The 18,846-nt window shown below is 72.2% G+C and carries 11 protein-coding genes; 3 read left to right on the top strand and 8 right to left on the bottom strand.

From position 1 onward, the window contains the following. Window positions 1–252: 252 nt before the first annotated feature. The 5 genes from VFZ09_RS13355 to VFZ09_RS13335 form a co-directional block, all read right to left on the bottom strand. The gene (locus tag VFZ09_RS13355) at window positions 253–3,477 is read right to left on the bottom strand and encodes an amino acid adenylation domain-containing protein (protein ID WP_329727931.1); all 3,225 of its coding nucleotides are present in this window, start codon (window positions 3,475–3,477) and stop codon (window positions 253–255) included. A gap of 11 nt (window positions 3,478–3,488) precedes the next feature. After that, on the bottom strand, window positions 3,489–4,532 hold the full coding sequence (locus VFZ09_RS13350; RefSeq protein WP_329727930.1) for a TauD/TfdA family dioxygenase: 1,044 nt from the start codon (window positions 4,530–4,532) through the stop codon (window positions 3,489–3,491). After that, window positions 4,529–8,035 (bottom strand): condensation domain-containing protein, encoded by a 3,507-nt coding sequence (locus tag VFZ09_RS13345; protein ID WP_329727929.1) that lies wholly within the window; start codon window positions 8,033–8,035, stop codon window positions 4,529–4,531. The genes VFZ09_RS13350 and VFZ09_RS13345 overlap by 4 nt, the downstream gene beginning before the upstream one ends. Window positions 8,036–8,109: 74 nt before the next feature. Then, window positions 8,110–8,700, bottom strand: a complete 591-nt coding sequence (locus VFZ09_RS13340) for a hypothetical protein (protein WP_329727928.1) — start codon at window positions 8,698–8,700, stop codon at window positions 8,110–8,112. A gap of 15 nt (window positions 8,701–8,715) precedes the next feature. After that, window positions 8,716–8,919 carry a hypothetical protein gene (locus tag VFZ09_RS13335; RefSeq protein ID WP_329727927.1) on the bottom strand — a complete coding sequence of 68 codons (204 nt, stop codon included), beginning with the start codon at window positions 8,917–8,919 and terminating at the stop codon, window positions 8,716–8,718. 299 nt (window positions 8,920–9,218) lie between these two features. Here VFZ09_RS13335 and VFZ09_RS13330 point away from each other — a divergent pair, with 299 nt between their 5' ends. After that, window positions 9,219–11,408 carry a penicillin-binding protein activator gene (locus VFZ09_RS13330; RefSeq protein ID WP_329727926.1) on the top strand — a complete coding sequence of 730 codons (2,190 nt, stop codon included), beginning with the start codon at window positions 9,219–9,221 and terminating at the stop codon, window positions 11,406–11,408. After that, the gene (locus VFZ09_RS13325; RefSeq protein WP_329727925.1) at window positions 11,405–13,003 is read left to right on the top strand and encodes a WD40 repeat domain-containing protein; all 1,599 of its coding nucleotides are present in this window, start codon (window positions 11,405–11,407) and stop codon (window positions 13,001–13,003) included. The genes VFZ09_RS13330 and VFZ09_RS13325 overlap by 4 nt, the downstream gene beginning before the upstream one ends. A 96-nt stretch (window positions 13,004–13,099) precedes the next feature. Here the strand turns inward: VFZ09_RS13325 and VFZ09_RS13320 are convergent, their stop codons facing one another. Beyond that, window positions 13,100–15,529, bottom strand: coding sequence for a DNA polymerase domain-containing protein (locus tag VFZ09_RS13320; RefSeq protein ID WP_329727924.1), 2,430 nt, complete (start codon window positions 15,527–15,529; stop codon window positions 13,100–13,102). Between the two features lie 11 nt (window positions 15,530–15,540). Further along, window positions 15,541–16,233, bottom strand: coding sequence for an NAD-binding oxidoreductase (locus VFZ09_RS13315; RefSeq protein WP_329727923.1), 693 nt, complete (start codon window positions 16,231–16,233; stop codon window positions 15,541–15,543). Window positions 16,234–16,291: 58 nt separating this feature from the next. Between VFZ09_RS13315 and VFZ09_RS13310 the strand changes: the two genes are divergently transcribed. Next, entirely contained in the window at window positions 16,292–17,056 is a 765-nt protein-coding gene (locus tag VFZ09_RS13310) for a transglycosylase domain-containing protein (RefSeq protein ID WP_329727922.1), read from the top strand. A gap of 31 nt (window positions 17,057–17,087) precedes the next feature. Here the strand turns inward: VFZ09_RS13310 and VFZ09_RS13305 are convergent, their stop codons facing one another. Further along, a complete protein-coding gene (locus VFZ09_RS13305; protein ID WP_329727921.1) occupies window positions 17,088–18,836 on the bottom strand; it encodes a serine/threonine-protein kinase in 1,749 nt (582 codons plus the stop codon). Between the last annotated feature and the right edge of the window lie 10 nt (window positions 18,837–18,846).

Raw genomic sequence — 18,846 nt, 5'->3', positions numbered from 1 at the left:
GCGAGCTCGTCCAGCGCAGGGTGCGAGATGGGCTTCCGCTCGCAGTGAGTCCATGAGCCGAAGAGCCGGATGCGGGAATTCCGCACGTCCGGATCCGTGGGGGGCCGGGGAGGTAACTCCCCGGTCTACCCGACCAACTTTCGGAAGACCGCGCCCGGCGGACCTCCCGGGCGCGCGCTTCACCAACTGGTCCGATGGTCGGACCAGTTGCTCGTCATCGGGTCCGGAGGGGCTGCTCCGTACAACAGGGGCTCACTTTCGGCCCCTGCCCGCCTTGATGAGGAGGGCCTGCTGCCGCAGGGCCTGACGTTGTTTCTGGGCCCGGTCCTCGACTCGCTGCTGATTCTGGGCGGAGGCCGCCGCTCCACCCTGGGCCTGTCCGATGTGCCGGGCGAGCGCGGCGACGGTGGGATGCTGGAAGAGCTCCACCATGGAGAAGCGCCTGCCAAAGGCCGCGGCGAGCTTCTCGTGCACCTGGACCATGAGGAGCGAGTGCCCGCCCAGGTCGAAGAAGTTGCTGTGCAGGCCCACCTTGTCGACCTTGAGCGCCTCCTGCCAGATGGCCGCGATGGTCTGCTCGAGCTTGCTGGTGGGGGCTTCGTAGGGGACGTGTGCCTCGCGCGTGGCGGTGCGCGGGTCGGGCAGTGCGGCGCGGTCCACCTTGCCGTTGCGCGTGAGCGGCAGGCGCGCGAGCGGCACCAGGGCCCAGGGCACCATGAACTCGGGCAGCGTCTGCCGCAGCAGGCTCCGGAGCTGGTGGGCCAGCTCGTGTCCCTCGGCATCGGTACCCGGAGCCAGGCCCCGGCGCGGGACGAAGTAGCCCACGAGGTGCTGCTCGCCGGGCTGGGTCTCGCGCAGGACGACGATGACCTCGCCCACCTCGGGGTGGGTGCGCATCACGGCTTCGATTTCACCGGGCTCGATGCGCAGGCCGCGCAGCTTCACCTGGTGGTCGGCACGGCCGAGGAACTCGATGCGGCCATCCTCGCGCCAGCGGCCGAGGTCCCCCGTGCGGTAGAGGCGTGAGCCCGGCGCGCCCCAGGGGTCGGGGATGAAGCGCTCGGCGGTGAGCTCGGGCCGGCCGATGTAGCCGCGGCCCACGCCCGCGCCACCGATGTAGAGCTCACCGGGGCGGCCCGGGGGCACCGGGCGCAGGTACCCGTCCAGCAGGTGCACGCGCACGTTGCCGAGCGGTCCGCCGAGGGTGGGCTCGGGAGACGCGGCCACGGGGCAGGTGGTGGCGTTCACCGTGCACTCGGTGGGGCCGTACATGTTGACGAAGCGCGTGCGCGAGCGGGCGCGCAGCTCCGTCCAGGTGCTCGGGGTGATGGCCTCGCCGCCCACCAGCACCAGCGCGGGGGAGAAGTCCGGCTCGCGGCCCAGGCCCTGCTCCAGCAGGGGCGCCAGCAGCGAGGGCGTGGTGTCCAGCACATCGAGCTTCTGACGCTGCACGAAGCCGCGCATCCGCGAGGCGTCCAGGCGGGCCTCCTCGGGGACGAGGTGCAGCGAGTGGCCGTTGAGCAGCTGCACCCACTGTTTGACGGAGGTGTCGAAGACGAGTGGCCCGTTGAGGCTGACGCGCAGTCCGGGGCCACGGCCCTCGTAGACGGTGTCGCGCAGGGTGGCCGCGAGGTTGAGCAGCGAGCGGTGTTGAATCATCACCCCCTTGGGTCTGCCCGTGGAGCCCGAGGTGAAGAGCACGTAGGCGAGCTGCTCGGGCGCGACGGGGACTTCCAGGGCGGTGTCCGGCGCGCTGGCGATCCGCTCGGCGTCGGCGTCCAGGAGGACGGGGCTGGCCACGCCCTCGGGGAGCAGGGACTGGAGGTGCGAGCGGGTGACGACGAGCCGGGCCTCGGCCTGCTGGAGCATGGAGCCGAGGCGCTCGCGGGGGTAGAGCGGATCGAGCGGCACGAAGGCCCCGCCGGCCTGGAGGATGGCGAGCAGGGCGACAACCTGCTCCACGGAGCGCTCCAGGAAGAGGCCCACGCGCGTCTCGGGTCCCACGCCCAGCGAGCGCAGGTGCCACGCGAGCCGGTGCGCACGGGAGGCCAGCTCGGAGAATGTGAGCCGCTCGTCCTCGAAGGCCACGGCGAGCGCATCCGGAGTGCTCCGGGCCACGGCGGCGAAGCGCTCGGGGACGCTGCCCGCGGTGTCGTAGGGGCGCTCGGTGCGGTGGAGGGACTCCAGCCATTGCAGCTCGTTCCGGTGCATCACCGGCAGTGATTCCAGCGTGCGTTCCGGATTCGTGGCCGCCACTTCCAACAGCGCGAGCAGCCGCTCCCCCATCCTGTCACTGGAGTGGTGCGCGCCATCCGCCTGGAGCTCCAGGTCGAGCATCCCCTGGCGCTGCCCGCAGCTCAGCTTGAGCTCGAAGCGGCTGGTGCAGGCGCTCAGCCGCAACGTGGTGAAGGTGAGGCCGTCGTGGTGGCGCTCCTCGGGCCAGGTGAAGTCCTCGAAGGCGAAGGGGAAGGGGGGCGCCTTCGCCACGTCGAAGTATTCCTGCCACGCCACGGCGTCCTGCGTGGCCCGGGCCACCTCGCGGGCGAAATCGGCGAAGCGGGCGCGGGCGCGCACCTCGCACCGCAGCGGGAGGTAGCGCTCGAAGAGGCCAATCGCCTCGTCCAGCCCCTCGTAGGTGCGGCCATCGAAGCGCACCGCCACGGACCATTCGAGGCGCTCGGAGAGACGGGCCAGCAGCAGCTGCCAGCAGGCCAGCACGAAGGACGTCACCGGCACGCCGATGCGGCCCGCCGCGGCCTTCACCGAGGCGGTGAATCCCGGGGGCAGCTCCCTCGGCCGCCAGGAGGTGGGGCTGAAGGTCCGCTCGGGGGCGCGGGTGTCCGGGGCGGGGCGCGCGAGGCCCTCCCAGTGGCGCTGGCCCTCGCGGGCGTCCTCGGACTCCAGGAGCTGCTGGAACACCTCCGACACGTCCGCGTACTGCATGGCGGGCTCGGGCAGGGGCTCGCCGCCACCTTGCGCCGCCCAGGCTCCGGCGAGCTCGCGCACGAGACATGCCAGTCCCCGCCGGTCCGCCGAGAGCGCCGGGAGGTCCACCACAAGCAGGTGCCGCTCGGGCTCGAGTGTGGCCAGCCACAGGCCGCCCGGCTCCTCCGGTGCGCGCTCCTCGGGCGTGTAGCTCCACGGGTTCTCGGACGGGCCGAGCAGCAGGTCCTCCAGCAGGTGGCTCCACCACTGCGCGCGAGGGCCCGTCCAGTCGAGCTCCCGCAGCACGGTGGCGGGCACGTCTCCGGGCACCTGGACGGCGGTCTCCGTGCCCGGGAGCCGGCGGTACGTGGTGCGGAGGATCTCGTTCCGGGAGAGGACCTCCCGCACGGCGCGCTCGAGGCGCGGCCTGTCCAGCGGGCCCCGGAGCTCCACCACGCACTGCGCGCGGTAGGGCGTGTCCGGGCTCGGGGTGAGCTGCGCCCACAGGTGGGCCTGCTGGGGAGACAGACGGAAGCCGTTGGAGGAGGACACGGCGGAGTCTCCTAGGAAGGGGCGGGGACGGGGCGCACGTCGTCCCAGGGGAAGAGGCGGGCCATGCCCACGAGCACCTGGCGCGGGCCGGAGAAGGGCGTGCGCGCGTGCGCGGCGAGCATGTTGTCGACGACGAGCAGGTCTCCCCGCTCCCAGGGGAAGGACACCGTCTCGGCGTGGTAGGCCGCGCGCAGCGTCTCGAGCACCTCGGGCTCGATGGGCGAGCCGTCGCCGTAATACGTGTTGTTGGGCAGGTCCTCCTCACCGAACTCCGCGAGCAGCGCCGAGCCCACGGCGGGCGGCAGCGTGGAGACGTGGAAGAACGTGGCGTGGTTGAACCACACCGGCTCGCCCGTGACGGGGTGGAGCCCGGCGGCGCGGCGCACCTGGCGCGTCCTCAGCCGCTGGCCCTCGCGCCACTCGAACTGGATGTGGTTGCGGCGGCAGTAGGCTTCGACCTCGGCGGGGGACTCCGTCTGGAAGGCCGTCCGCCAGCTCAGGCCGAACTGGCCGCCGAAGTTGCGCACGTACGTGTAGCCCTGCTCCAGGAAGCGGGCGCGCAGCGAATGCGGCAGGCGATGGAAGACGCGGCGCGAGTCCACCAGGGGCGTTCGGCCTCCCTCCTGTGCGGGCGTCACGCAGCAGAAGAACAGGCGCAGGGGGAAGGACTGGTTATAGGACTGCTCGTTGTGCGGGAAGATGTGCTCGGCGGGCGGGTGGTCCGTGGAGGTGTAGACGTTGCCGATCACCTGGGAGCGCGGCGAGGAGCGCTCCTCGTAGGGCAGGGACTCGCCGGCCACGGCGCGGATGGAGTGCTCCAGGGCCTCGGCGGAGGCGATGTCGAAGCCACGGAAGAGCACGGCGCCATGGCGGTGCAGGTGCTCGTCCACGCGCGCACGGTGCTTGCGGGCCCAGTCCGCGAGGTCCACGCCCGGCAGCGTGGGCCGGGCGAGCACGGGCAGCGAGAGGCCGGGCTGGAGGGGCTCGAAGCGGACCCAATCCTCGCCGGACTCCGTGACTTCGCGGCGCTTCACCTGGGGCAGTGCCTTCTTCATGGGGTTCCTTCCCCGGTCTTGCGGCGCACGTTGCGGAACAGGTCCTGCCGCTTGGACTTCAGCTCCTCGGCCCGGGCGCGCTCGCGCTGCCGCTCGTGCCCGGTGAGGACGTCGCGCAGCTCCTCCACCGTGGCGTCCGGGCGCTGCACGGCGGCCGAGAGCACGGTCTGATAATCCTCCCCGAGCCGGGAGATGGTGGCGCCATCGAAGAGCGCGGTGCTGTAGCGCAGCACGCCGCCCAACTGTCCCCCGTGTTTCGACAGCAGCACCGAGAGGTCGAAGGGCGAGCCCCCGTCATCGAGCTCGAGCAGCTCCAGGCGCAGGCCGGGCAGCTCCAGCGCGGGCAGGGGCGCGTTCTCCAGGACGAACATCACCTGGAAGAGCGGGTTGTAGCGGGCGTCGCGCGGGGGGCGGAGCGTCTCGACGAGCTTGTCGAACGGAACGTGCGGATGCGCGTACGCGCCGAGCGCCACCTGCCGCACGCGGGCGAGCACCTGCCGGAACGTGGGGTTGCCCGAGAGGTCCACGCGCAGGACGAGCTGGTTGACGAAGAGGCCCACCAGCTGCTGCGTGCGAGGATTCTCCCGGTTGGCGATGTCCGTGCCCACGACGAGGTCGGTGCGGCCGGTGCGCTGGTGGAGCGTCACGAGGAAGCCGGCGAGCAGCACCATGAAGGGCGTGGCGCCCTCGGCCTGACCGAGCTGCTCGAGGCCCACGGTGAGGGGCGCGGAGAGCTGGAGCGGGTGGCGAACCCCCTCGAAGGACGGAGCGTCGGGGCGGGGCCTGTCGGTGGGCAGCTCCAGCAGCGGAGGCATGCCGGTGAGGCGCTCCTTCCACCAGGACTGCCCGGCGGCGAGCGTGCCCCCTTCCAACCAGCGCCGCTGCCACGCGGCGTAGTCCGTGTACTGGAGGCGAGGCGCGGGCAGGGGCGAGGCACGGCCCTCGGCGAATGCGGGGTAGAGGGCGCCCAGCTCGCGGACGAGCACGCCCAGGGTCCACCCATCCGAGACGATGTGGTGCACCGAGAGCACCAGCCGGTGCCGCTCCGGGGCGAGCCTCAGCAGCTTCGCGCGCAGCAGCGGGCCGCGCTCCAGGTCGAAACGCTGGCGGGCCTCCAGGGTGGTGAGCCGGGTGGCCTCGGTCTCGCGCTCGGACTCGGGGAGGCCGGACAGGTCCACGAGCGCGTCCGCTCCGGCGAGCGGGCCCAGGTCCGGCACCTGCCCGGCGGGCAGCAGCACCTGCACGCGCTTGCCGTCCACGAAGGGGAAGCACGCGCGCAGCGAGTCATGCCGGCGGAGCAGCGCCGCGAGGCTCCGTCCCAGGGCCTCCACGTCGAGCCGTCCCTCCAGCTTCACCGCCGTGGCGACGGTGTACGCCGAGTGGCCCGTGGCGAGCTGCTCCAGGAAGAGCAGCCGCTCCTGTCCATACGACAGGGGCGGGTGGGGCCCGTGGTCTGCGGGCTCGAGCGGTGGAGGCGCGGAGGGCGCGGGGTGCAGGGCCTCCAGCGCGCGGGTGGTGAGGGTGCCCAGGCTGACGCCATCGAGCAGCAGCGCCACGGGCAGGTGGATGCCCAGCTCCTCCTCCAGCGCGCCCTTGAGCTCGATGGCGTGGATGGAGTCCATGCCGAACGCGGTGAGAGGCCGCGCCTCGTCCAGCGCCGAAGCGGGCACGGCCATCGCACGCGCGAGCCGGTGCCGCAGGTGCTCGGCGAGCAGCCGGGGCCGCTCCGTCTCCGAGGCGCCCAGCAGGGCCTCGCGGGTGAGCGCGGGCGGCTCGGCCGGCGCGGTGGCCACGGCCTGGGGCACGGTGCTCTCGGTGACGAGCTCCAGCTCGCCCGCGAGGTACATGGCGCGGCAGGTGCCGCGCTGAATCTTGCCGCTGGACGTCTTGGGAATGTGGCCCGCGGGGACGAGCACCACGCGGCCCGGTGCCACCTCGTGCTGCTCGGCGATGGCGCGGCGGATGGCCTCCACGGCCTCGGTGGGCTCCGGGAGCTTCGCGCGGTCCACCTCGTGCACGAGCACCAGTTGCTCCTGCCCCTCCATGTCCAGGCTGAAGGCGGCGGAGCAGCCCGGGCGCAGCGCGGGGTGACTGGCCTCGGCCGTCTGCTCCAGGTCCTGCGGATACAGGTTGCGCCCGCGCAGGATGATGAGGTCCTTGATGCGGCCCACGACGAACAGCTCGCCGCCCGAGAGGAACCCGAGGTCTCCCGTGCGCAGCCAGGGCCCATCCCCGGTGTCGCTCCGGCGGGCGCGGAAGGTCTGCTCGGTCTGCTCGGGCCGGCCCCAGTAGCCCTGGGCGACACTGCCTCCGCGCACCCAGACTTCACCCACCTGCCCCTCGGGCACGGGAGCGAGCGTCTCGGGATGGGCGATGAGCAGCTCCTGGTCCAGCACGCTCGAGCCGCAGCCCACCAGCGGGCGCACGCGCTCGGTGCCCTCCTGCTTCCAGTCGCGCACCACGGGCGGCTGTCCCTTGCGCCCGCCGGAGACGATCAGCGTGCCCTCGGCCAGGCCGTAGCACGGGTAGAAGGCCTCGCGGCGGAAGCCGGAGACGGCGAAGGCCTCGGCGAAGCGGTCGAGCGTCTCGGCGCGCACGGGCTCGGCGCCGTTGAAGGCCAGCCGCCAGGTGCTCAGGTCCAACGCGGCGCGCTGCTCGGGCGTGGTCTTTCGCACGCACAGGTCATAGGCGAAGTTCGGCCCGCCGCTGTGCGTGCCCCGGTGGCGGGAGATGGCCTCGAGCCAGCGCACGGGCCGCTTGAGGAAGTCCAGCGGCGACATCAGCACCACGGGGATGCCGGCGAACAGCGGCTGGAGCACGCCGCCGATGAGGCCCATGTCGTGGTAGGGCGGCAGCCAGATGACGCCCACGCTCCCGGGCGAGGGCTCGAAGCCGCGCTGGATGGCCGTCGAGTTGTGCAGCAGGTTGCCGTGGCTGAGCATCACCCCGCGCGGCGTGCCCGTGGAGCCCGAGGTGTACTGGAGGAACGCGAGCGACTCGTGCGTGAGGCCCGGGTCCTTCCAGGCGCTGGCCGCGTCCGCGGGCACCTCGCCGGTGGCCACCCACGTCAGTCCGGCCAGTCCGGGGAACTGCTCGGCCAGCCCGTCCGCCATGGAGCGGATGAATTCATTCGTGAGCGCGAAGCGGGCGCGGGCGTCGGAGATGAGCGCCTCGAGCCGCGGGAGCGTCCGTCCCAGGCGCATCGGGTCCGGCGGGTAGGCCGGCACGGCGATGGCTCCGGCGTAGATGCAGCCCACGAAGGCCGTCACGTAGTCGAGCCCGGGCGGGTAGAGCAGCAGCACCCGCTCGCCCCGGGCTCCCCGCTCCTGCAGGAGTCCACCGATGGCGCGCGCGCGTGCATCCAGCCCGGCGTAGGTGAGGCGTGCTTCTTCTGTCTCGCCATCGACCAGGAAGGTGTAGGCGAGCTCCTCTGGCTGGGACTCCGCGCGGCGGCGCGACAGCTCGAGGAGCGAGGAGGAGTCGAACGAAGAGGACGGTGCCAAAACCCCGGGGTTTCTAGCACGGGGGGCACAAGAATGCCCACCCTGCAACTCCGGGAATCCGGTGCCTCCTTCCCTCAGTGGCGGAGGGGGGATTTCTCTCCGCGCAGCAGCCCCAGCAACGAGCTCGCCGCCTCGAGCGGGTGCGTCGCGTAGTGCCGCACCCTCCGCGCGATCCAACGTCCGCGGGGCGGCTCGGCCGGTGCTGCGCGCGGGGTGTCGATGTCTTCCAGCGCGTCGGTGCTCCTGCGGGGCTCTTCCTCGGACATGGGCACGGAGCGGGGATGGGGGACGCTGCCGTGTTCCACCTGGACGGGGTAGGCCTCGGCGTGCTCCGCCGCGGCCACCATCCGGTGCGAGGCGAGCGTCTCCGGTGCTTCCCGCTCCTCCAGGGGCCGCTGCTCGTCGCGTGCGCGCCGCGAGGACCAGAAGACTTCCACGAGGTCCGTGGCCTCCAGGCGGGCGCTCGGGTGGCCATGGTCGGGGGTGAGCACCACGCCGTGCTCGTCCAGCGCCTGCACCTCGTCGAGGCGCACCCGGTGCTCGCGCGTGACGACCACGCGGCGCTCGAGCACGAAGCCCTCGTCATCGACGGAGAGGACGCGTCCGAGCGGCTCACCGGTGTGGCCGCGCACCACCATTCCCGCACGAATCTTGCGTTGAGACATGAGTGGCTCCGTTCCTCAATCCGTGTCGTCCGTGTCGAGCGGCCCGGGCAGGGCATTCACGTGCACCACGTGGCTTCCCGGGTCGGGGGGCGCGCGGGTGGCCTCGGCCTCCTCGGCGGTGTGGGGCGCCCGCTCCTCGAAGCCGTCGCCCTCCAGGTTGCGCTGCCGCTGCTCGCTCGTGCTTCCGTAGCCCTCCCGCAACCGTTGCTTGCCTGCCATGCTCAGCTCCTGGGTCGAGAACGTCCAAGCCCTAACGCTTGGGATGGGGAGCGGGGGCCGCAACGCCTCCCTCCCCGGGAGAGCCCGTCCCGGGTCCAGTCCTGGGCGGCGCCCCCTCCACGGCTCGCGGGGCAGGCGAGTACCCGGGCCCACATGCCCGTGGCCCGGGGCCCACAGGGGCTCGGCTCCCGAGGCCTCCACCTGGGGGCGCCGGGGCGGCACGTCCGGTGCAAAACCTGCCGGACGGCGTGGGGAATGTCCCCCCCGCTCGACTGTCGACGGAGGCGCGCCCCACTGCTATGCACACCCACACCATGGATGTTCGCCCCTCTCCCCGCCGCGCGCTGCTGCTCGCGCTGGCGCTGCTGATGTCCGCTTGCAAGACGCCCTCCGCCACGGGCGGTGGCACTTCCTCTGGCTCCTCGTCCGGCTCCTCGTCCTCGGGCCAGGGCCGCAATGAAGACGTCCCCCGGGGGGACCCCTTCCCGTCGAGGCCCTCCGTCGAGGCGCGCAAGGACGCGCAGGCGGACCAGGCGCTCGCCCAGGCCATCCAGCAGGCCGAGACGGCTCCGCGCAAGCAGGCCGCCGAGGGGTTCCTCGCCGTGCGCAAGGCCTACCCGCAGACGACGGCGGGCCAGGAGGCCCTCTACCGGGCGGGCGTGCTCTTCTACGATTCGCAGGACTACGTCAACGCGCGCAAGAGCTTCAACGAGCTGCTCTTCGAGAATCCGCTCCACCCGCAGGCCACCGAGGCCAAGCGCCGGCTGGGCCGGGCCGCGTTGGAGGTGGGTGCCTACCGGGACGCCTACCAGACGCTCTACAGCCTCGCCGAGCGCGCCGAGGGCGCCGAGCGCATCCAGCTGCTCGAGGACTCGGTGAAGGCTGCGGAGAAGGCGGGCCTCTTCGGGCAGGCGCTGCGCATCTCCGTGGACCTGGCCGGCAACGCCCAGACGCCCGAGGCGCAGCAGGCCGCGGTGGCCCGGGTGCAGCAGCTGGTGGAGGGCCGCGCGGGCTTCATGGACGTGGCGCAGATCATGGAGGAGCTGCCGTCCTCCAACCCCGCCTGGCCGGTGCTGAGCTTCAAGCTGGCGCGCATCTACTACCACCTGCGCGACTGGACGCGGCTGGAGGAGACGCTCAACCGCTTCCTGGCCGAGGCGCCCAACCACCCGTTCGCCCCGCAGGCGCGTGAGCTGCTCGCGCGCGCCACGCGCCGCGTGGACGTGCAGACGAAGACGGTGGGTCTGCTGCTGCCCATGACGGGCAAGTACAAGGCGGTGGGCGAGGCGGTGCTGCGCGGGGTGAAGCTGGCGCTGGCCGGCAGCGACATCGAGCTGGTGGTGAAGGACACGCAGGGGGATGTGAACCTCGCGGCCCAGGGCATGGAGCAGCTGGCCTTCGACGAGGGGGCCATCGCCGTGCTGGGCCCCATCACCTCGGACGAGTCCCGCCGCGCCGCGCTGGTGGCCGAGGAGCTCCAGGTGCCGCTGCTGACGCTCACGCGCCAGGAGGACATCACCCACATCGGGCCCTTCATCTTCCGCAACATGCTGACGAACTCGGCGCAGGCGCGGGCCATCGCCGACTTCGCGATGAAGCAGAAGGGCTTCAAGAGCTTCGCCATGCTCTACCCCAACCTGCCGTACGGGGTGGAGCTGGCCAACGACTTCTGGGACCACGTGGTGGAGAACGGCGGCCAGGTGCGCGGCGCCGAGACGTACGACCACGACCAGACGACGTTCACCACCGAGGCCAAGAAGCTGGTGGGCCGCTACTACCTGGAGGACCGGCTCGACTACATCGAGGGCGTGCGCGAGGTGCAGAAGGAGACCACTGGCCAGGACGCGTTCCGCAAGCGCAAGGCCATGGAGAAGATGAGGGGCGAGGTGGAGCCCATCATCGACTTCGAGGCCATCTTCATCCCCGACGAGTGGCGGCGGGTGAGCCTGGTGGCCCCGGCGCTGGCGGTGGAGGACATCGTCACCAACGCGTGTGACGCGCGCGACGTGGAGCGCATCCGCAAGACGACGGGCAAGAAGACGATCAAGACGGTGATGTTGCTGGGCACCAACGCGTGGAGCAGCAGCAAGGGTGCCAGCGGCATGCCGGAGCTCGTCGAGCGCGGTGGCAAGTTCGTCACCTGCTCGGTGTACGTGGATGGTTTCTTCGTGGACTCGCAGAAGCCGGCCACGCAGCGCTTCGTGAAGGCCTACCGTCAGGCGAACAGCGGGGACCCGGGGCTGCTCGAGGCCTACGGGTATGACTCGGCGCGCATGGTGCGGCAGCTTCTCGACTCGAAGCAGGCACCCAAGAGCCGCGGGGAGTTGCGCGAGGCCCTGGCCAACGTGAAGGACTTCGACGGCGCCACGGGCAAGACGTCCTTCGATGAGAAGCGGGAGGCGCGCAAGCCCCTCTTCCTGCTGTCCGTGAGCAACAAGGGCGTGACGGAGGTGCCTCCGGAGCAGTCGGCGGCGCTGGGTGGCTCGTGAGGGCTCTCGCGCCTCGTGCGCTGTGGCTCGTGGGCGTGTTGTCGCTGGCCGGGTGCCAGCACGCCGCGCCGGTGCTCGCGCCGGAGACCGCCTCCCGGCTGGAGTCCACGCCGGGCGGCTACCTCGCGGGTGAGGTGGTGGGACTCGAGGACGGCCCCGTCCTCGACCGCAGGGACTTCGTCTGGACGCTGGCCTTCTCTCCGGACTCCTCGCGTGTGGCCTACTCGCACCTGGGCGCGCGCGAGTACCTGCTCGCGCTCTGGAATGTGAGGCCCTCGCCCGCGCGCGTGGTGGACCAGGGTCTCAATTCCTCCGAGTTCGACGTGGAGGCGCTGGCCTTCTCCCGGGATGGCTCGCTGCTGGCGAGCGCGGGCTGGGACGGCATGGTGCGCCTGTATGACGCGGGCTCGGGGGCGCTGAAGGGGAGTCTGCGGACGGAAGAGCCCCTTACCGCGGTGGCCTTCCACCCGTCCGGGAGCTACCTCGTGGCGGGCAGCGCGCAGGGGCTGCTCACGGTGCTGCGCGTGGCGGACCTGGGGTTCTCCTTCGAGGCTCGGCCCCACACGGACCGGGTGAGTGCGCTCGTCTTCGCGCCGGATGGGACGCTGTACTCGGGGAGCTGGGACAAGCGCATCCGGGTGTTCGAAGCGCGCGAAGAGGCCCTGCGGCGCGAGCAGGCGCGCGTGCGTTTCGAGCGGCGCGGTGGCTACGCCGTGGTGGGCGGGACGCTCAACGGGAAGTCTCCGGTGGCCTTCGCGCTGGATGCGCGCGCTCCGGCGTTGGTGCTGGGGTCGCAGGCGGCGGAGGCGGCGGGGATCGACACGGCCATGCTGCAGGAGACGGTGTCGTTGCCCACGGCGCTGGGGTCCACGCTGGCGCGGGTGGCCCGGGGCCAGCGGCTGCGCCTCAAGGGGTTGGAGCTGGAGGGCCTGGACGTGGCGGTGTGTGACGCGTGCCTGCCCCCGGGCGTGGGCGGGGTGCTGGGGGCTCCGTTCGCCGAGCGCGTGGACGTGGCCTTCGATGACGCCACGGGTGAGGCCGTGCTCACGCTGAAGGCTCCGGCGCAGGGGACGCAGGAGGTGAGGGGGCTGGTGCTCGCTCCGCGTGCGGGATTCACCTTCGAGGCGCACGTGAATGACGTCACGCTCGACGCGGCCGGGCGCCGGTTGGGCGTGGCCTTCTCCGAGCCCAAGGCCGAGCGGAACAAGGCCATCTACGAGCGCGAGAAGAAGGGGCTCGTCGAGCCTCCCGCCGAGTGGAACGCCGCGGCGCTGGTGGACGCGGGCTCGGGGCAGGTGCTGCGCAAGTGGACGGCGCACCGGGGCGTGGTGGCCTCCGCGGGTATCTCTCCGGACGGGCGCTCGCTGGCGAGCGGTGGCTGGGACAAGCAGTTGTATGTGTGGCGCGAGGGCCAGGAGGCTCCAGTGGCGGAGCGGAAGTTCGGTTGGTCCGTGCGCCGGGTGCGCTTCAGTCCGGACGGGCGGCTGGTGGGCGTGGCCGCGTGGACGCCGCAGAAGGCCTCGGGCAACCAGGAGAGCGATCCGGCCGCGGCCCTGTTCCCCGTGCGTTACGCCGCTCCCACCGTGGAACGGTGACGCAATATCCCCTCTGAAGCAATGTCCCCTCTCCCGGAGGGCGAGGGGAAATATCCGCGGGTCAGCGCATGTGCCCACGGGCACACCTTCGCAGGATCAACCTTCTCCCAGAGGGAGAGGGGACATCCACGGGTTCTCGGCGTGGGGTTGTTCTCCCTCGGGCTCGTCCAGCACCGTGAGCACCGGCCGTGCATTCGCCAGTGACGGCGTGAAGAGCGAGGGCTGCTCCGGATCGGCGAACACCGTCGCGAAGTCCTCGGGGGTCAGCGCTCGCGCCAGCCGGGCCGCGAAGGTCTCTCGGAGCTGCCGCACGTAGAATTCGGCGTCGTAGTCCCGCGGATCGCTCACCGTCTCACCGTGCTCCGACTCGAGCAGCAGTCCCGCGCGTCCTCCCACCGCCCGGTAGACCCGGACCTGCTCGCCGGAGGCCCACTGTTTCAGCCCGCTCGCCAGCATGGCCTCGTAGGGCAACTCGCGCCTGCGCGCCGCGAGGTACTGCGCCGGTGTCTTCGTCAGCCGCACCTGTGCCGCCACGCTTCGGGCCGGCAGGGCCCGCCGGCGCAATGCCGTCACCGTCTCCACATACGCCTCCCGCACGCCCGGAATATCCCCCGCGAGCAGGCAGCGCAGGGCCCGGCGCAGGAAGTCCTCGCCGAAGGGCTCGGCCCGGCTGGAGCGGAACGCCACGCCGCGCAGGATGAGCGCACCGTCATACGGCTGCAGCGCGTAGTTCTTCGGTTCGTGCGAGAGCATCGCCGCGTAGCGTCCGTCGAACTCGAGGCGCACCTTGGGGGGCAGCAGGGCCGCGACCTCGGAGACCACCCGGCGTTCATCGGCCTCGCTCCAGCCGTCCGGCACGGAGAAGTACACGCCGTCCGTATCGGCCTCCAGCAGCGTGACGCCGCGCCGGGCCAGCTCCTGGCAGATGAGCGCCAGCACCTCGCGTCCGCGCCGGGTCACCTCGTTGGCGGCGTGCACGTCCGCGAAGCGCGTGAGCCCACCCGCCCCCAGGTAGCCGTAGGCCGAGTTGACGACGATCTTCATCGCCGCGGAGAGCGCCTCGTTCGTATGCCGTTCTGGAGACCCGGGCGCCGCGGCCTTCGCCCGCGCCTTGGCCGCCAGCCGCTGCTCCACGAGCCGGTCCACCAGCGCGAGCATCACGCCGAGCCGGTCCCTGCGAGGGCCAATGCGGTACTCGCGCATCAGCGAGGGGTACAGGCTGGCGACGTCGGCCTTCACCACGTGCCGGGCCACGCCCGTGGCGAACAGGTGGAGCGCGGCCCCGCTGTGCGGCGTCCCGTCACCGGTCTCATGGGCGGGTAGCGCCGCACCGGCCCGGAGGTAGGCGCGGACGATCAGCGGATCGATGACTCCCGTCGCCGGCCCGGCATCCGCGAGGCGCTCGTAGCGGCGCGGAGCCATGCGGGCGAGCGCGAAGGCCGCCCCGCCGAGCATGCGCGCCAGTCCAGCCGCCTCCGTCACATCGTCCTGGGCGTAGCGCCGCACGCGCTCGGGGTCGGTGCCGAAGACCTCGTACACCCGGGCTCCCGGAATGTGCTCGCGCTCCGGGCCCGAGAGCCCGAGGTGCCGTGCGACGGCCTTGAGCCCATGTCCCGGCAGCTCCCGGGTGGAGAAGTCGTGCCGCTTCACGGCGTCCATCGTGTCGATGAACTCGCGGCCGGGGACGGTGTACCGCGCGCGGCGCATCGCATCGTGGCCGGGCCCCCCGCGTCCGGGGGAGGCACCTCGCGCGGCGGGGCGTTGCCGCAGGCCCGGGGGTCCGGCCCGTCCCAGCGCGAGCGTCACGCCCAGCAGCCGCGCCCGGTGGGCGAGGAAGGGCAAGTCGAAGCCGTGCAGGTTGTGGTTCTCGAGCACGTCCGGATCGATGGCCCGCACCCGCGCGACCAGCCGCTGGAGGAGGTCGGCCTCGGCGGCGTCCCCGTCACCGTGGGCCTCGAGGGTATCGGTCCTGCCCTCCGCGTCCCGGATCGCCACGAGGAAGATGCGGTCGTGCGAGGGCTCCAGCCCGGTGGTCTCCAGGTCCAGCTGCATGCGGTGCAGGTCATCGAACCGCAGGTCGCGGAAGTACGTGCGCCCCGACGCGACGAGGTACTGCTCCTCGGGAGGCAGCGCGAGCACCGCCTGGGGACCCAGCTCGCGCAGGTTGCCCACCGCATGGCCGAGCCGCCGCGCGGCGCCCTGGAGCACGGCCGACGCCAACGTCCGCCCATCCTCCGCGCGGACCAGGTAGCGCAGCGCGCCGGGACCCTCCAACTCCTGCCACGTCACCCGGTGCGGTGCGGGGCCCTCGCTCTCCGGGCGGAGCCGCGTGCCCAGGTGCCGCACATCCTCCAGCGAGGCGAGCAGCAGCCACGGCCGGAAGCGCACGTCCTCGCGCACGAGCGAGCCACTCCCGGGCAGCCGCCGCCACACGAAGGCACGGCCATCCGGCTCCGCCCACACCGAGACGATTCCCGGCGTGTCATCCCATCCCCAGAGCCACTCGTCCTCCGGCGTGTGCGCCATCGTGCGGCTCTTCAGTAGTTGAGGTGGATGGCCTCGCGGGGCAGCCCCCGGGTCCGCAGGACGTCAATCACCCCCTGCACCATGCCCGACTGGCCGCACACGAAGGCCACCGTCCCCTCCACCTGCTGCTCGCCCAGGTGCTCCTGCACGTAGCCGGTGAGGCCCTGCCAGCCGCTCGCGCCCGGCTGGCTCACCGTGCGCACCACGCGGATGTCCGCCGCCTCCCAGTGGTGCAGCTCGTCCTCGTAGGCGAAGGCCTGCGGGGTGCGCGCCCCGAAGTACAGCGTCACCCGCCCGTAGGCGCTCCGCTCCTGGCGGATGCTCTCGATGACCGAGCGGATGGGGGAGATCCCCGAGCCCGTGGCGAACAGCAGCAGGTGGCCGCCCCGCGCCTGCACCAGGGGGAAGCCCCGGCCCTCGGGATGCCGGCTGAGCACCCGGGCTCCCGGCTCCAGCCCCACCAGGGCATCCGCCAGCGCGCTGCCTCCCTTGAGCAGGAACTCCCACCGGGTGCCAAAGGGCTCCGGCGGCGAGGCGATGGCGAACAGGCTCTCGCCCACGCCGGGCAGGGCCAGTCGCACGTACTGCCCCGGGGTGCGGTGTGTCCCCACCAGCGGGGTTCCGCCAATGTCCAGGACGAGCTCGGTAAGGCCCTCCGCGGCCGGGAGGACGTCCGCCACGGGGGTGGGGTGCCAGTCGTTCATGTCGGAACTTGATTTAACCCGGACCCGGCCCGCCGTCGCCCTTTGATACTCTGGGGGCGTGAAGACCCTGCTCTGGTTGGTGTTGTTCCTCATCGGGCTGGCGGGCGTGGTGATGCCGGCCCTCTACCTCCATGCCTCCAGCAAGCTGCCCCAGCTGGAGACGGAGTTCGACCTGGAGACGCAGCTGCGCCACTCCATCGAGGGCGAGCGGATGAGCCTCCAGGCGGGCACCTTCGGGCCCAAGCGCCCCATTGCCTACAAGAAGCCGGAGTTCTCGCGCCTGCCCAAGGACCTGGTGGCCCTCTACATCGCGCAGATGGGGTGCCCCACCTACTTCCAGACGCGGCGCGAGGACGGCGCGAAGTGGGCCTGGCGCCTCTTCTCCGTGGCCGCCTTCGGCACCGAGCCCCCCGGCGATGGGGCCTGCGAGCGCATCATCGCCACCCGGCTCGCCGTGGCCCTGGGCATCTCCGGCTCGATGGAGCTGGCGGTGGCGGCCAACCGCCTGCACTCCTTCCTCCAGAAGGACCAGCTCATCGCCTATGACCTGTCCACGCTCTACTTCGAGCGCGGCGTGGTCGGGGTGGAGGACGCGGCCCACAAGATTTTCGAGCGCGAGCTGGACACGCTCAAGCTGCAGGAGCTGGCCGAGTTCTCCCTCACCCTGCCGCCGCACTACATGTACGAGGACGCGCTGCTGTGCCGCAACGCCAGCCTCATCCGGCAGAACCGGGACGTGCTGCTGGCGGACCTCGCGGGCTTCAAGCTGGTGACCGAGGAGCGGGCGCGCACCGCCATGGCCCAGCCCATCGCCTGCCAGTGAGGCAGCAGGGGCCTGGCGCGGGCCGGGCCCCTCACTTGCGGCGCAGGAAGAACTTCTCCCAGCCGTCCAGCTCCTTGGCCACCTGCCGCCGCTCCTCGGACGTGGTGGCCGACTCGGCCTTCTCGCGGATGGCGTCCAGGGTGCGGCGCGTGGCGGGGCTGAGCTTCTGGCCGGCCTGCGTCAGCGTGTCGATGTCCCGGTCCAGCTTGCGGATGCGGCCCAGCAGCGCGGCCTGGGTGAGCGCGCGCTTCACCGGCTCGGTGTGGCCCACCGCGGGACCCGCCGGCTGGACGGGATTGTCCGGCGTCTCCGTGGTGCTGGCCTGCACGGTGGTGCCCGTGCCCGCGTCGGACACCTCGGGGACGGCCGCCGTCTGCCGCGGCGGGCCCGCGTCTGGCGGAGCCTCCACCACCGGCCGCTGCGGGGGCTTCGCGGGCTGCTCCGGCGGCGCGATGGCCACCGCCGGCGGCGGGTTCGGGGGGGTCTCTCCACCTCTCACGGCGAGCACGAGGCCTCCACCCACGGCCACCAGCGCGAGCGCGCCCACGCCCAGGAGCAGCCGCCGCGAGCTCGCGTTTCCACCGGTGTCGCGCGTCACCTCGGGAGGAGGCGGCTGCGGCTTCACCGGCTCGGGCGCGGGGCCGGGCTCGGGCGTGACGGGCCCGGCGGGCGCCAGGGCCTCCGGGGTGGCCTCGCGCGGGGGGTGCTCCGAGGCGGTGGGCCGGGCATGATGGGCCTGGGCCTGCTGGGCGAGGGTGTCGCGCAGCCGCTGGAGCTGGCGGCGCAGCTGCTCGGCGGAACCGGGGCGCGCCTCGGGATCCTTGGTGAGCATCTGCAGGATGAAGGCGTCGAGCGCGGCGGGCAGCTCGGGGAGGAACTCCGAGGGCCTCGGCGGCCGCGCGTCCACGTGCTTCATCAGCAGGTCCACCGGCGAGGTGCCGGTGAAGGGCAGCCGGCCGGTGACCATCTCGAAGGCCACCACGCCCAGGGCGTACAGGTCCGTCATGGGACCCACGGGCTGGCCGCGGGCCTGCTCGGGCGCCATGTACTCCGGGGTGCCCACCACCATGTCCGTGCGCGTCTGCGCGGTGCGCCCGGTGGGCAGGCCCATCTTCGCCAGGCCGAAGTCCAGCAGCTTCACGTAGCGCGAGCCGTCCGGCTGCTTCACCAGGAAGATGTTGCTCGGCTTGAGGTCGCGGTGCACCACGCCGGCCCCGTGCGCGGCGCCCAGCGCGCTGAGCACCTCGTCGAGGATGTCCAGCGCCTCGTACACCGGCAGCCGGCCCTTCTCCGTCAGGTGCGCATCGAGGGCCACGCCCTCGAGGTACTCCATGATGATGTACTGGCGGCCGTCGGGCACCTGGCCGAAGCCGAAGATGTCCACGATGCCGCGGTGGCGGATGGCGTTGACGGCGCGGGCCTCGGCCAGCAGGCGCGCCACCTGCTCCTCGGCCGCGGCCAGCTCCGGGCGCAGCACCTTCACCGCCACGCGCTTGCCGATCAGCGGCTGGATGCCCTCGTACACCAGGCCCATGCCGCCCACACCGATGCGCTGGCGCAGCTCGTACTCACCCACCTTCAAGCCGGTGAGCGGGTCCTGCGCGGAGGAATCGTCCATGACTTGCATCGTTCTCCCGGGCGAGGTCCGCCGTGCGCCTCCCGGATCGCCCGGGTAGGACGAGAGCGAGGCGTCGAGCAGCACGGTGCCGTCGCGTGGGCAGATATCGGTATCCGCCGGCACGGAGAGACCGCAGGTTTCGCAGAGACGGGAGTCAGCCATCGGGGAAGTG

The organism is Archangium sp. (assembly GCF_036277355.1).
Lineage (GTDB): Bacteria > Myxococcota > Myxococcia > Myxococcales > Myxococcaceae > Archangium.
The sequence above is the reverse complement of the archived record's forward strand: the minus strand, read 5'-3'. Positions and strand labels throughout refer to the sequence as shown.

What these genes read in the sequence shown, in the direction of transcription:
- VFZ09_RS13350 (WP_329727930.1), bottom strand. Translation starts at nt 4,532, where the DNA reads ATGAAGAAGGCACTGCCCCAGGTGAAGCGCCGCGAAGTCACGGAGTCC.
- VFZ09_RS13340 (WP_329727928.1), bottom strand. Translation starts at nt 8,700, where the DNA reads ATGTCTCAACGCAAGATTCGTGCGGGAATGGTGGTGCGCGGCCACACC.
- VFZ09_RS13320 (WP_329727924.1), bottom strand. Translation starts at nt 15,529, where the DNA reads ATGGCGCACACGCCGGAGGACGAGTGGCTCTGGGGATGGGATGACACG.
- VFZ09_RS13335 (WP_329727927.1), bottom strand. Translation starts at nt 8,919, where the DNA reads ATGGCAGGCAAGCAACGGTTGCGGGAGGGCTACGGAAGCACGAGCGAG.
- VFZ09_RS13305 (WP_329727921.1), bottom strand. Translation starts at nt 18,836, where the DNA reads ATGGCTGACTCCCGTCTCTGCGAAACCTGCGGTCTCTCCGTGCCGGCG.
- VFZ09_RS13330 (WP_329727926.1), top strand. Translation starts at nt 9,219, where the DNA reads ATGCACACCCACACCATGGATGTTCGCCCCTCTCCCCGCCGCGCGCTG.
- VFZ09_RS13315 (WP_329727923.1), bottom strand. Translation starts at nt 16,233, where the DNA reads ATGAACGACTGGCACCCCACCCCCGTGGCGGACGTCCTCCCGGCCGCG.